Raw genomic sequence first — 12,987 nt, forward strand, 5'->3', positions numbered from 1 at the left:
CGTGCTGGAGGCCGCGCGCAGAGCGGTCAGAAGGCGACTTCGGTCCGGAGTCGTTGCGCGAGATCGACGCCCTGCCGACGCGGCGGTCGCGCTCGACAACGCGTCCCAGCTCGACGTGCTGAGCCGAGCCGGCGCCCTCGCTCAACAGCACTGAGCCAATAACCCGAGGCGGACCCCGACGGGGAACGCGCCTGATCCTCGGGAATGCCACGAACAGGGCGTTTGACTCTGTGCTGAGCACACGGTCTCTACTCGGCGGTGACGCATCTCCCCGCTCAAGGAGCCCGCCGTGAATCCCGTCGAAACGCTCGTTCAGAACTTCCGCGACCTCGTGGCCGAGGTGCCCGAACTGGTCCAGCCGTTCGTCGTCATGCTGGCCGGCGCGATCCCGTTCATCGAAGGCGAGGGCGCATCGCCGATCGGAGTGGTCGGTGGGATCCATCCCGTGGTGGCCGCGGTTGCCGCAGCCTCGGGCAACTTCCTCTGCGTACTCGTCGTCGTGCTGATCAGCTCGCGGGCCCGCGCCGCCGCGGTCGCTCACGGACGCCGACCGAGCAGCCGCGAGGAGCGCCCCGAGTCCAAGGGGCGCCGGCGCTTCCGCCGTTACCTCGTGCGCTTCGGTGTGCCCGGAGCGAGCCTGCTCGGACCGCTGGCCGTGCCGACCCAGTTCACCGCGGCCATGCTCATCGCCTCGGGGACCTCGCGCTCCTGGGTGCTGCTGTGGCAGGCGATCGCGATCGTCTTTTGGACGACGTTGACCACCACCCTGGTCTGGGGTGTCGTCTCGTTCGTGGTGGCTTGACCTCCGGCTCCACGCTTGCGGATCTCAGCATCGGCTGGCACGTGCGAACCGTACCCGGATGGAGCGGGTCGACCCGGGTGGAAGCCGTCGCCGAGCGGCCACCGACGGCTGAAGCAGGAGCAACGTCAGCGGTATCGCGGCGATGACGACCAGCGACTTCCATCAGATCATCCCGATGTGTGTCCGAAGGGACGGGCGTTGTCGAGGGAAGCGATGGTTGGCATCGGCTTCACGAAGCGCCGGTCCTTTTCGTCGCGGATCTCTGGCGTACGTGGCGGAAGGTGGCGCGCACCTCCGCAGCCAGCAGCTCGGGTTGTTCCCAGGCGGCGAAGTGTCCGCCCTTGGGCAGCTCGTTGTAGTGCACGAGGTTCGGGTAACGCTGCTCCACCCAGCGACGTGCGGCGAGATAGATGTCGCGGGGGAAGAGGCTGACGCCGACCGGCACCTCGACCTTCGGGTCGCGGTAGGTGCGGAAGCTCTCCCAGTAGATGCGAGCCGAGGAGGCGGCGGTGCCGGTCAGCCAGTACAACGTGATGTTGTCCAGCATCTCGTCGCGACTGAGCAGGTTTTCCGGATCGCCGTCGTGGTCCGTCCACTGCTCGTATTTCTCGTAGAGCCAGGCCGCCTGCCCCACCGGCGAGTCGGTGAGCGCGTACCCGATCGTCTGAGGGCTCTGGATCTGCTCGTGCTGATAACCCGACTCGTTGGCCTGGAAGTCACGCCATCGTTGCAGGGCACGCTCCTCCTGCTCGTTCGTGGCCTCCTCGGTGCCGTAGGTGGGGAACATGTTGGAGTGGATGGCCCGGACGGCGGGCTCGCCGATGCCGCCCAGCGCGGTGGTGACCGCGTGCCCCCAGTCGCCGCCCTGCGCGCCGAAGCTGTCGTAGCCCAGCCGCCGCATCAGCTCGACCCAGGCGCACGCGATCCGCTCGGGTCCCCACCCGGTCTCGGTCGGCTTGCCGGACAGTCCGAAGCCGGGCATCGAGGGCAGGACCACGTGGAACGCGTCCCGGGGGTCGCCGCCGTGGGCCCGCGGGTCGGCCAGCATCGGTGCCACCTTCAGGAACTCGATGACCGAGCCGGGCCAGCCGTGGGTCATCACGAGCGGCATCGCCTCCGGTTCGGGCGACCGCAGGTGCAGGAAGTGGATGTCGAGTCCGTCGATGCGCGTCGTCGACGGGTTGAGCGCGTTCAGCCGGGCCTCGCAGGCCCGCCAGTCGTAGCCGTCCCGCCAGTAGTCGCACAGTGCTCGCAGCCTGCGCAGCGGCACGCCCTGGCTCCAGTCCTCCACCGGTTCGAGATCGGGCCATCGCGTACGGAAAAGCCGCTCGCGCAAATCGTCGAGCGCGGCCTCGGCGAAGGCAAAGGGCGATGGCCGGACGGCTTTGCTCTCGGCCTCGGCCAGATACGCCGCGAGATCGTCGTACCCGTAGTTGAGCGCAAGCTGCCGGGGTGTGTGACCGGTGTGCGAGGTGAGGTCGAGGCGGGCGCCCGCCTCGACCAGGGCCTGTGCTGCCTCCCGGTGCCCGTGCCACACCGCGTCGTGCAAGGCGGTAAAGCCGTTGTAGGCACCCTGGGCGTCGATCTCGAGCGTCGGCGTACCGCTGGGGCCACGCGTCGTCAGCGCCCGGATGACGCCGGCGTGCCCGGCGAAGGCGGCCTCATGGCCCGGCGTCGCGCCCATCAGCCCGTTGAGCCGGCGCGGATCCGCACCGGCCTCGCGCAGCACGCGGACGATGCCGGCGTGCCCGTCGCGAGCGGCGATCCCGAGCGGCGTGTAGTCGTCGTCACGATCGCCGACGGCCGGCAGCCGCTCGTCGAGGGCCGCACCGGCCCCGATGAGCCGTCTCACCGCGGTGAGGTCGCCGACCTGTACCGCCGCCGTCAGCGCCAGCGACCGGATCCGGTCGGCGTCGGCCGCCATCCGCGCGTGCAGGAGAGCGGCGATGGCCTCGGAGCCGTCGCGCAACGCCAGGTCGAGCGCCGTCTCCTGCCAGTGGTTGCGCACAGAGGTACGGGCTCCGCGGGCCAGCAGCAGCCGGACCGCCGCCTCGTGCTTGTGCTGCACCGCGTCCATCAGCGGCGTGTGACCGAGCCGGGGCGACTGCTGGTCGACGAAGGCGCCATGGTCGAGGAGCAGGCCGATGACGCCGTCGTCACCGGCCTGCGCCGCCTTGTGCAACGCCGTGGCGCCCATGCGCGGCTCGACCGTCAACACATCCGCGCCGGCCTCCAGCAGCCGCTCCACCAGGCGTGATCGACCGAGCCCGGAGGCGACCATCAGTGGTGTGAGACCATCGGCGCCGCGGCGGTGCGGGTCCGCGCCCGACTCGAGCAGTTCCACCAACGCCGCCACGTCGTTGGAACGGATCGCAGCTTCCAGTGTCATGCCAGCTCCTTCCATGAGTCTCCCCGTATGCGACTCCGATCTCCATGATCGGGGTCCAGGCTCTCTTCACGTCCGAGTTCGTCGTGGAGATCGAAGTGACAGCCGTCCTCGCCCGAGCCGTCGCGATGTGCAAGATCCCGCACCATACGCCCATCGGTGTCGGCATCGCTCAGGTGCTCGTTGCCGTGGCCGCTGCCTCCTTCAGGGACTCGTGCGTCGGGGCGTCCGGCACGTGGGCCGGTTTGAGCGAGGCGAACTCTTTGCGCAGCACCGGCACGACCTCTTCGCCGAGCAGGTCGAGCTGTTCCAGCACCGTCTTCAACGGCAGACCGGCGTGGTCGAGGTTGAAGAGTTGGCGCTGGTAGTCGCCGGCGTAATCGCGGAACCCGAGGGTGCGGTCGATCACCTGTTGCGGGCTGCCCACCGTGAGTGGTGTGTCCCGGGTGAACTCCTCCAGCGAGGGCCCATGGCCGTAGACCGGCGCGTTGTCGAAGTACGGCCGGAACTCGTTCACCGCGTCCTGGCTGTTCTTACGCATGAACACCTGACCGCCGAGACCGACGATGGCCCGGTCGGGGTCGCCGTGGCCGTAGTGGGCGAACCGCTCGCGGTAGAGCCCGACCATGCGCTGGGTGTGCGAGGTGGGCCAGAGAGTTTTGTTGGCGAAAAAGCCGTCACCGTAGAAGGCGGCCTGCTCGGCGATCTCCGGGCTGCGGATGGAGCCGTGCCAGACGAACGGCGGAACACCGTCGAGGGGGCGCGGCGTCGAGGTGAACGACTGCAGCGGCGTACGGAACTTGCCGGACCAGTCGACGGTGTCCTCCCGCCACAGCCGGCGCAGGAGCGCGTAATTCTCGATCGCCAGGGGGATGCCGGCCCGGATGTCCTTGCCGAACCAGGGGTAGACCGGCCCGGTGTTGCCGCGGCCCATCATGAGGTCGACGCGACCGCCGGACAGGTGCTGCAGCATCGCGTAGTCCTCGGCGATCTTCACCGGATCGTTGGTGGTGATCAGCGTGGTGGCCGTGCTCAACAGCAGTTTCCCGGTCCGGGCGGCGATCCAGCCGAGCATCGTGGTCGGCGAGGACGGCACGAAGGGCACGTTGTGATGCTCGCCGGTGGCGAACACATCGAGGCCCACCTCCTCGGCCTTCAGCGCGATGGTCACCATGGCCTGGATGCGCTCGTGCTCGGTCGGGGTCCGGCCCGTCGTGGGGTCCGGAGTGACGTCACCCACGGTGAAAATGCCGAACTGCATCACGAGTCTCCTTCGAACCGGGCCGCCTCATTTGTCGACCGGCCGGAGCCGGCGGTGTTCGCCCATCAGAAACCGTGTGCTGGCCACACAGTCAACGTCATCGCACAGCCGTGTCCCAAGGACCCTGGTGGAGCCCCCGCTGGAGTCGAGTAGCGCCGGGTGCCGGCAGCCGACAAACGCCGGATCGGTCGCGGCATTGTCGCGATCATCCTCCTGCCGCGTACCTTTCGTGGGCAGGCCTGTCAGCAGGCGAGTGCCGACGAGGCGACGCGGCAGAACCTCCGTCAGTTGCGGGCGGAAGGCTGACCCGCCGTCAGTCCGCCACCGCGTCCAGCCACCGGTTGTACCGCAGGCGCAGGGCACGCTCGGTGCTGCCCACCGTCGCGCTGATCACGAGCGCGATGTTGAGCCAGGCCGGCGCGTCGATCGGCGACTCGAAGACACCGAACCGCTCGGCCAGCGGCGGGAGCCGGGAGATCGACTCGACGGTCTGCGGAAGGCCGAGGATCAGCGGCACGAGGATCAGGACGAGGGAGATCACGCCGATCCAGCGGCTGAGCAACGGACGCTCGCGGTCGAGCCGGGCGCGGCGCCCCTCGGCCGAGCGCGGATCCGGCACGAGCTGCTGCTCGGTCCCGTCGTCGGCGACGAAGTGGCACCGCCGGAGGCCGAAGGGCGACGTCTCCACCTCGATCGCGCCGCCCTCGATCGGGAAGACGGCAGGGAGCCTCGCCCGCTCGAAGTGCCGGCCGTCGCGATACAGGTGGGCTTCGGTGTCGAGGTTCTCGTTGCTCTTCATGTGGTTCACGTCGACCGCGTATTCCGCCGGCCGGCCCGCGCCGGCGTCCGCGGGAAGATAGAACAGGGACCGGGACAGAGGCTGCCACCAACGGAATCGCTTCAGCGCGTGCCCGTCCCCGAGCTTGAGGCGCTGGATGGCTCGGCGTCGCCGCCATTCGTCGAACACCCGGTCATCGAAGACTATGTTCCAGGGACACAGTCAAGCGTGATCGACCCCTGCGCGTACGCACCGACGCGCAAGATGGCACCGGGTCAAGGGCGGTTGCGGACTTCTCGAGCGGGCGTCATCCGCTGCCGGTCGGTGAGGGCGTCGCGCAGGGCGGCCCGTGAGTTGATGCCCGGCTTGGGAAAGACGCGATAAAGATGCGCCGATACGGTGCGCGGCGAGAGCACCAGACGCGCGGCGATGTAGTGACCGGCCCGGCTGATCAGGTGATATCCGGTGTCCCGGCCGGCGCTGACGACCTCGGTCGCCGCGGCCTGGGTCGACAGGCACGTCGCCTCCTCTTGCATCGAGGCCGAAGACGTGCCCTCCCGCAGCACGAATTCTCCGCACAGCACCGGGGACAACGATCCATCGGCCCCCTCGGGTTGGTGTGCCGCGGCCCTCGCGCTCTTGATCGCCATGAAACTCGAAGAACGCCGCCTCTAAAGACCCGCCCGCGTACCGACCGGTGGGGCTTGACGGTGTTCCAACCACATGGTGTTGGCTGACAACGGACCGAGGGGCGAGTGCGCCACTTCGGGATCGCGGAACGGCGGACGACGGATCCGGTCCCGCTGCCGGCCGCCCCACCGAAAGGACACCATGAGCGACAACGTCGACGTGCGCGACAATCCCGCACAGCACCGCTACGAGATCGCCGTGGACGGCGATCTCGCGGGCTTCGCCGTCTACTACCTCGAGAAGGAGCGGATCGTCTTCATCCACACCGAGGTGGCGATCGCCTACGAAGGACGAGGGTTGGGCAGCCGGCTCGCGCGTCAGGCCCTCGACGACGTACGCGGAAGGGGCCTGTCGGTGGTGCCGGCGTGCCCGTTCTTCGCGAGGTTCATCAAGATCCACCCGGAGTATCAGGATCTGACCCGTCGCGGCCAGGGCTCCCGCGCCGTCCTGGGCGAGCACGATGAGTGAGCCGAACCTGAAGTCGTACCCGGGATCCGAGATCACGGTCACGTTCGACGGCGGCCGGTGCCTGCATTTCGCCGAGTGCGTGCGGGGGCTCCCGGAGGTGTTCGACGTCTCCGCACGGCCCTGGATCACCCCGGACAACGCCGGCGCCGCCGCGTTGGCCGCCGTCGTGGAACGCTGCCCCAGCGGCGCGTTGCAATACACCCGGCACGACGGGAGCGTCGAGGAGACACCGCCCGACCCCACCGTCGTGACCGCGAACGAGCGCGGGCAGATCCTGCTGCACGGCAACCTGACGCTGACCGGTCCCGGCCCCGGCCCGCGACCTCACCCGAAATATCGGATGACGCTGTGCGCTTGCGGCCGATCGGTGAAGCGACCGTTCTGCGACAACGCGTGCCGCAGCACCTGACGGCCGCCGAGCGCGCGTACTCGTCATCGCCCCGGCGCGCGATACTGACGCGGTACGCGTGCCACCGCGAGAGCACAGCTCGTACGTCGTCCGGGCCGTCGTCGATCAACGCCCTGCGATGGGCGAAGTTCCAACCGGATTCAGGTAGTGGTGCCCGCCGTCGCCGTCCGCCTCGATCAGATGGGCGTCGGCCAGCGCCTCCAGCAGGTCCTCGGCATGGGTCTCGGGCACCACGAGCAGCGCGGCCACGACAGGCACGGTGATCTCCCAGCCCCGCGACACCGCGAGCAGCCGGAGCGTACGCGCCGCATCGGGTGCGAGCAGGCTCAGCCAGCGCGCCCCGGCCGCCTCCCGGCCCACGAAGTCAGGCAGGTCGGCCGGCGGTTGCGCGGGGGTGACGCGCGCGGCCGGAGACCGGGTGGCCAGCAGATCCGGATCCCTGGCGAGAACCCGGGCATGTATCTTCTGCAGGGCCGAGCACCGGAAAGCGCAGTCCGAGCGGAACCCGCGGCTCCGGCGCCGTCGTCGGCCTCAGCGGCTCCAAGAGCCCCCGCCCCGTTCGGCCTCCGCGAGGACCCCGGCCAGCTCCGCCGGGCGGGACAGGAAGGCGGAGTGGGAGCTGTCCAGCGTGACCACCCCCGTCGCCGCGACGGAAGCGGCGTCGATGACCCGCACCAGGCGGCGCTGCAGGACCTCCGGGATCGCGTTGTCCTTGGCGCAAACGATGTACGAGTGCGGGACCGCGCCGAAGCGCTCCCGGGTCACCGTCACCTTCTCGGCGGCGAACTGCGCGGGCGCGTCGTTGCTGAGCAAGGCGATGGCCGCCTCGGCCGCCGACACGTCGACGTCGCCGTAGAACAGCTCCCGGATCTCATCCCGGAGGGCAGGGTTCGCCGGGTCGAGACGCAGCGCGCCGACCACCGCGGGGTCGGCGACCAGCACCCGGTCGAAGGAGTGGTAACTCGCGGCGAGTTCGGCCACGGACGCGGCGACAGGGACGTACGCGCTGAGATAGACGAGGTGGGCGAACAACTCGGGAGCGAGCTCGGCGGCGGCGGTCGCGATCACGCCACCGAGGCTGTGCGCGACGACGACGCAGGGCTCGCCGTTCCCGGCCAGCCGGATCCGGTCGACGAGCGCCTCGGCGGCATCGCGCACGCTGACGCCGGCGACCGGCGAGAGCTCGGTGGCCAGCGCCGCCGGATCGAAGGGCCGCGCCGAGCGGGCGAACGGCGGCCGGCCGTTCAAGCCGTGCCCCGCGAGGTCCACCCCGACCGACGGTATGCCACGAGCGGCCAGGTGGGGCGTGACCGACGCCCAGCACCAACTGCCGTGCCACGCGCCGTGAACGAGAATCATCGGCCGCATGCCGCCCACCCTGAGTTCGTCGTCAACACAACACCGCCTTTCCGCCGGCTCAGACCGAACACTCCGGCATCGGCTCCGGCAGCTTGAGATCGATCAGATAGTCGGCGGCGATCTTGTCGACACACGTGTTGGCCCCGCCGGAGACAACCGTGTGCCCCTCACCCTTCACGGTCAGCAAAGCGCTGCCGAGGGTCTCGGCGAGTTCGACGCCGCCCGCGTGCGGGGTCGTCGGGTCACCGGTGATCGAGATGACGAGCGTCTTCGGAAGGCCTTGAATGTTCTGGGCGTACGGAATGCCGAGAGTCGGCGGCGCCGACCAGAACTCGCATCCGTCCCGGGCGCCCCGCCCGACGTCGCCGCCCGGGCTCATGAAGGGAGCGACCTCGAACGCCCGGGCGCGCAACTGGGCGACGTCCTGCGGGGTGAGGCGCCGCTCGTCCATGCAGTTGATCGCGAAGAGGGCCTCGGTCACGTTGCCGTTCACCGCGTTGTCGGCCGCACCGCCGCCGAGGTCCTGCACCAGACGCATCAGACTGTCGCCGCGCCCCTGCCGCACCTCGTTCAGGCCGCGCACGACGGTGGGCCACAGCGTCGGGCTGTACAGTCCCGCCATCACACCGCCGACGGCCCCGTCGAAGTCGAGTTCCTGGCCCAGCGCGGGCACGGGCTTGTCCCGCAGCGGTTGCACGAGCGCCTGGAATCTCGAGGTCCAGGCCTTCGGGTCGGTCCCCAGCGGACACGAGGCGTCCTTGGCGCAGGTGGCCGCCATCACCTCGAACGCTCGCTGGAACCCGCCGTACGCGGCGAGTCGCCGCTCGATCGTGCCCAGCCCCGGATCGAACGCGCCGTCGAGGATCATCGCCCGCACCCGCTGCGGGAACTGCTCGGCGTAGACCGAGCCGAGCCGGGTGCCGTAGCTCTGGCCGAGCAGGGTCAGCTTCTCGTCGCCCAGAACGGCTCGCAGAACGTCCATGTCGCGAGCGGTCGTGCGGGTGCCCATCGAAGCGAGCCCCTTCGCGCCCCCGGATCCCTCGGCGCAGCGGTCGAACACCGCGCGGGTGTCCTCCTCCGTCAGATCGACGGTCAAGGTCAACGTGGGGAACACCTTGTCCCCCCGCGTCGTGCCTTTCTCCGAATAGCAGTCGGCAGCCGGCTCGGTGGCACCGACACCGCGCGGGTCGAAGCCGACGATGTCGAAGGCTTCGGAGATGCGGCTCTTGGCCAGCCCCCGGCTCACGGCCAGCCCGCCCAACACGCCGGAGCCGCCCGGGCCGCCCGGGTTGAAGACCACCGAGCCCTTCGACTCCCCCCGCGCCTTGACGCGCAGGACCGCGACGGACGCGGTGGCGCCCTCCGGGTCGTCGTAGTCCAGCGGAACCGACAACCGTGCGCACCGGGCCTTGGGGTCCGCGAGAATCTCCGCTTCCCGTTTGCTGGTGGCGAACTCGGCGCAGCCCGACCAGTCCAGTTTCTGAGAATAGAATTTCGTCAGGTCGGCCGCTGACGAACTGGCGGCCGGCGTGGGTCGCTCATTCTCTGCCGGAGTGCAGCCCATGGCCGAAATCGCGCAGATCGAAAGTACGAGACCAGAGAGGCCGGAGCGGCGGGATACCCGGGCTCGCCGCGCGAAGAGCCGGTCAATCTTCGTTCTGGGCACAGTGCGGACTCCCCTTCGTCTCCGCAAGCCAAAACCATGTTCCCGCCACCGGGTCAAGCGAGACGACCGACGCGGCGGGAGCAACAGCAGCGCCCTCGGCGTCGCGTCCCCTGAGCCCCCGTCCAGGGGACGCGACGGTCACGCCTCCACGGCCGAGCGGTCCCAGGCAGCCAGGTCGGCGGCGGCACCGTAGGTTGCGCGGAGGAAGTCGAGGAGTGTCGCGTCGGGATCGGCTGACTCGGCCACCTTCTCGTACGGAAGCACACACTCCTGCAGGGTCTTGTCGAAGTACGCCTCCGTGCGCTCCCGGTAGCCCGGCGGTTCCGGATACGCGTACGCGTAGAAGGCGCCTTCCTCACAGTGGTTGGCCGACGGCGTGTACGACATCCGGATCTTGCCGACGATCTGGGTCCACATGTGCAGGGTGTCGCGGGTCTCGGTCCAGTCGGCCACGCGCAGCCGGGGCCACAAGTTGGTGATCGTTTTCTCCACGGTTCAGCCGATCGATCGGGTGGCATCGAGGATGATCTCGGCGACCGCGACCGGCTCCGACGCGGGAATGGCGTGCGACGCGCCGGCGAGTTCGACGGCGGCGCGAGCGCCGGCCCGCTTGGCCATGAAGCGGTGAGCCTCGAGCGGGATGTTGTAGTCCAGCTCCGGGTAGATGAACCAGGACGGCACACTCGTCCACGCCGGGTCGCCGGATCCCTCGTTGAGCGCGGTGGTGTTCAGCGGGCGTTGAGCGGCCGCGTCGATGGCGGCCCGCTCGGCCGGGACGTCGGCGCTGAACTGCTGGTGGAACTTCTCCTGCTGGATGTACAGATCAACCGTTCCGTCGGCCAGGGGGACCTCCCGCAAAGTCGCGCCCAGGGTGCTGCCGGGGAACTTGCCGGACAACGCGCCGATGCTCTCACCGGCTTCGGGCGCGAAGGCGGCGACGAAAACGAGCGCTTTGACGTGGTCGTGTCCGACGGCGGCGTTGGAGATGACCGCCCCGCCGTACGAGTGGCCAACGAGCACGACCGGCCTGTCGATCGTGCTCAGGATGCTGGAGACGACGGCGGCGTCCCCGGACAGGCTGCGCAACGGATTGGGCGCGGCGATGACCGGGTAGCGGTCGTCGAGCAGACGCTGGATGACGCCGCCCCAGCTGGCGGACTCGGCGAACGCGCCGTGCACCAGAACGATGGTGGGTTTCACTTCGGTTCCTTTCATCGGGCCGGCAGGTCAGGTCGCGGCTCCGGCCCAGCAGAAACCATGTTCTCCGAACAGGGTCAAGACCTTGACTGTGTTCCCGCGACATGGTGTCGCATGACACCGAATGCCGACGGACGACGCATGAGGTGGTACATGTACCGAAAACGTGGCGTTGTGCTGATCGGGGTGCTCGCCTTGCTCGGCACATTTGTCGTGGCCGGGCCGGCTGCTGTGGCCCGGCAAGCCGCACCCGAGCTGACGTGGGAAGCGTGCCCGGCCGAAGTCGTGATGCCGGCGCCGGTCGCGGTGCAGTGCGCGAAGATCCCCGTACCCCTGGACTACCGCGACCCGGACGGCGAGCAGATCGAGATCATGATCTCGAAGATCGCCAGCACCAACCCGGCCAAGCGGCGCGGCATCCTGCTGCTCAACCCGGGCGGCCCGGGCGGCATCGGGATCGACCAGGGCGTCTTCCTGGTCAGCCGGGGCCTGCCGACCACCGTATCGGATGCGTACGACCTGATCGGCATGGACACCCGGGGGGTCGGGCATTCGACGAAGATGAGCTGCGGCTTCACGCTCGAGGATCCGTACTGGGCCAACGTTCCGCCGTACGCGGCCGACGACGACGCGGTGACCCGGCAGGCCGCGATCGCGAAGCAGGTGGCCGACAAGTGCGCCGCCACCGACAAGGACGGCCGGCTGCGGCACATCACCACGGCGAACACGGCTCGCGACCTGGATCGGGTCCGGGCGGCGCTCGGTGAGAAGAAGGCCAGTTACTACGGAGCGTCCTACGGCACGGCCCTCGGCGCGACGTACGTCTCCTTGTTCCCGGAGACCACCGACCGGATCGTCTTCGACAGCAACGTCGGCGACACCCACCTCGACCCGGCGGGCATGCGTCGGTTCGGGCTCGGCTTCGAGCAGACGTTCCCCGATTTCGCCCGTTGGGTGGCGACCCGGCACGACTCGTACGGCCTGGGTCGTACGCCGCAGCAGGTCCGCCGGACCTTCCTGCGGATCACCGAGCGGCTCGACGAGACCCCCGCGCCGGACGGTGCCGACGGCGCCGTCGTCCGGTACCTCACCTTCGCCGGCCTCTACAGCCAGTTGTCGTACGGGCGGGCAGCGCGCACCTTGCAGACGTACCTCAACCCGGCCGAAGCCCCGGCGACCAGACAAGCGGCGCCGGCGAACCCCATCGACAACGCCCTCACGGCGTTCCTCGCGACCACCTGCAACGACGTCAACTGGCCCGAGGACGTGGCGACCTACCGCCGGGCCGTCGCCGAGGACCGCAAGCGGTACCCGCTGTTCGGCGCCGCGACCGCCAACATCACACCCTGTGCCTATTGGAAGCACGAGCCGTACGAGCCTCCGGTGAAGGTCGACGCCAAGGGCCCGGCCAACATCCTGATCCTGCAGAACCGCCACGACCCGGTGACCCCGTGGGTGGGCGGAAAGCTGCTGCGCGACAAGTTCGCCTCGCGCGCCAAGCTGGTGACCGCCGACGAGAGCGGCCACGGCGTCTTCCTCGTCCACACCAACGCCTGCGCCCTCCACATCACCACGGACTGGCTGGTCGAGGGCAAGATGCCGGCCCGCGACACCACCTGCAGGGCCAGCTGAACAACCTGCGGCGGCCTGAAGATCGCGATCGTCCTGCACGCGCTGTGGAACACGCGGGGCTTCGTCTTCTCCATCGCCATGCGGTCCGACTCGAACAGCGTCGTGACCGACCGTGATGCCGGAGCCGCGACCGCCGCCACGCTCATCCCGAGCGCCGTCGTCCTCGTCACCGTGGTGATCGTCTGGCTCACCACTCGGCGCACCGGACCGCTGACCGCTCAGGCGGGTTCGAGCCGGACATGACGATTGAAACCGCCTGCGTCATCGGTGCGAGCTTCGCCGGGGGGCGGCCGGAATACGCCGGAAAGACACCGCGGGACCTGAAGGCCGGTCGTTAGG

14 protein-coding genes are annotated in these 12,987 nt (G+C 69.4%); 5 read left to right on the forward strand and 9 right to left on the reverse strand.

The window, feature by feature from the left end; translation table 11 throughout:
* Positions 1–289 precede the first annotated feature (289 nt).
* Positions 290–802, forward strand: coding sequence for a hypothetical protein (locus AB0F88_RS32020; protein WP_362692534.1), 513 nt, complete (start codon positions 290–292; stop codon positions 800–802).
* Between the two features lie 229 nt (positions 803–1,031).
* On the opposite strand, the gene AB0F88_RS32025 is transcribed toward AB0F88_RS32020, so the two are convergent.
* The 4 genes from AB0F88_RS32025 to AB0F88_RS32040 all read right to left on the reverse strand — a co-directional run bounded on the left by AB0F88_RS32025 (position 1,032) and on the right by AB0F88_RS32040 (position 5,877).
* Positions 1,032–3,191, reverse strand: coding sequence for an alpha/beta fold hydrolase (locus AB0F88_RS32025; protein WP_362692537.1), 2,160 nt, complete (start codon positions 3,189–3,191; stop codon positions 1,032–1,034).
* A 169-nt stretch (positions 3,192–3,360) separates the two neighbouring features.
* Positions 3,361–4,449, reverse strand: a complete 1,089-nt coding sequence (locus AB0F88_RS32030) for an LLM class flavin-dependent oxidoreductase (RefSeq protein WP_362692540.1) — start codon at positions 4,447–4,449, stop codon at positions 3,361–3,363.
* Between the two features lie 313 nt (positions 4,450–4,762).
* Complete coding sequence (locus AB0F88_RS32035) at positions 4,763–5,248, reverse strand: hypothetical protein (protein ID WP_362692710.1); 486 nt, start codon at positions 5,246–5,248, stop codon at positions 4,763–4,765.
* Positions 5,249–5,502: 254 nt separating this feature from the next.
* Positions 5,503–5,877, reverse strand: coding sequence for a hypothetical protein (locus tag AB0F88_RS32040; protein ID WP_362692543.1), 375 nt, complete (start codon positions 5,875–5,877; stop codon positions 5,503–5,505).
* 73 nt (positions 5,878–5,950) lie between these two features.
* Here AB0F88_RS32040 and AB0F88_RS32045 point away from each other — a divergent pair, with 73 nt between their 5' ends.
* Complete coding sequence (locus AB0F88_RS32045; RefSeq protein ID WP_362692546.1) at positions 5,951–6,385, forward strand: GNAT family N-acetyltransferase; 435 nt, start codon at positions 5,951–5,953, stop codon at positions 6,383–6,385.
* Positions 6,378–6,794, forward strand: coding sequence for a (4Fe-4S)-binding protein (locus AB0F88_RS32050; protein WP_362692549.1), 417 nt, complete (start codon positions 6,378–6,380; stop codon positions 6,792–6,794). Before AB0F88_RS32045 ends, AB0F88_RS32050 begins: the two co-directional genes overlap by 8 nt.
* Positions 6,795–6,899: 105 nt before the next feature.
* On the opposite strand, the gene AB0F88_RS32055 is transcribed toward AB0F88_RS32050, so the two are convergent.
* The 5 genes from AB0F88_RS32055 to AB0F88_RS32075 form a co-directional block, all read right to left on the reverse strand.
* Positions 6,900–7,154 carry a hypothetical protein gene (locus tag AB0F88_RS32055; protein ID WP_362692551.1) on the reverse strand — a complete coding sequence of 85 codons (255 nt, stop codon included), beginning with the start codon at positions 7,152–7,154 and terminating at the stop codon, positions 6,900–6,902.
* Positions 7,155–7,325: 171 nt separating this feature from the next.
* Positions 7,326–8,162 carry an alpha/beta fold hydrolase gene (locus AB0F88_RS32060; protein ID WP_362692554.1) on the reverse strand — a complete coding sequence of 279 codons (837 nt, stop codon included), beginning with the start codon at positions 8,160–8,162 and terminating at the stop codon, positions 7,326–7,328.
* A 49-nt stretch (positions 8,163–8,211) separates the two neighbouring features.
* Positions 8,212–9,819: an alpha/beta hydrolase gene (locus tag AB0F88_RS32065; RefSeq protein ID WP_362692557.1), complete on the reverse strand. Its 1,608-nt coding sequence runs from the start codon at positions 9,817–9,819 to the stop codon at positions 8,212–8,214.
* A 138-nt stretch (positions 9,820–9,957) separates the two neighbouring features.
* Positions 9,958–10,311 (reverse strand): DUF5996 family protein, encoded by a 354-nt coding sequence (locus AB0F88_RS32070; RefSeq protein WP_362692560.1) that lies wholly within the window; start codon positions 10,309–10,311, stop codon positions 9,958–9,960.
* Positions 10,312–10,314: 3 nt separating this feature from the next.
* Complete coding sequence (locus AB0F88_RS32075) at positions 10,315–11,019, reverse strand: alpha/beta hydrolase (protein ID WP_362692563.1); 705 nt, start codon at positions 11,017–11,019, stop codon at positions 10,315–10,317.
* A gap of 150 nt (positions 11,020–11,169) precedes the next feature.
* Here AB0F88_RS32075 and AB0F88_RS32080 point away from each other — a divergent pair, with 150 nt between their 5' ends.
* Both AB0F88_RS32080 and AB0F88_RS32085 read left to right on the forward strand, forming a co-directional pair.
* On the forward strand, positions 11,170–12,648 hold the full coding sequence (locus AB0F88_RS32080; protein ID WP_362692566.1) for an alpha/beta hydrolase: 1,479 nt from the start codon (positions 11,170–11,172) through the stop codon (positions 12,646–12,648).
* Positions 12,649–12,726: 78 nt separating this feature from the next.
* On the forward strand, positions 12,727–12,891 hold the full coding sequence (locus AB0F88_RS32085) for a hypothetical protein (protein WP_362692569.1): 165 nt from the start codon (positions 12,727–12,729) through the stop codon (positions 12,889–12,891).
* Positions 12,892–12,987 lie beyond the last annotated feature (96 nt).

This window comes from Streptosporangium sp. NPDC023963 (assembly GCF_040639135.1).
Taxonomy (GTDB): Bacteria; Actinomycetota; Actinomycetes; order Streptosporangiales; family Streptosporangiaceae; genus Streptosporangium.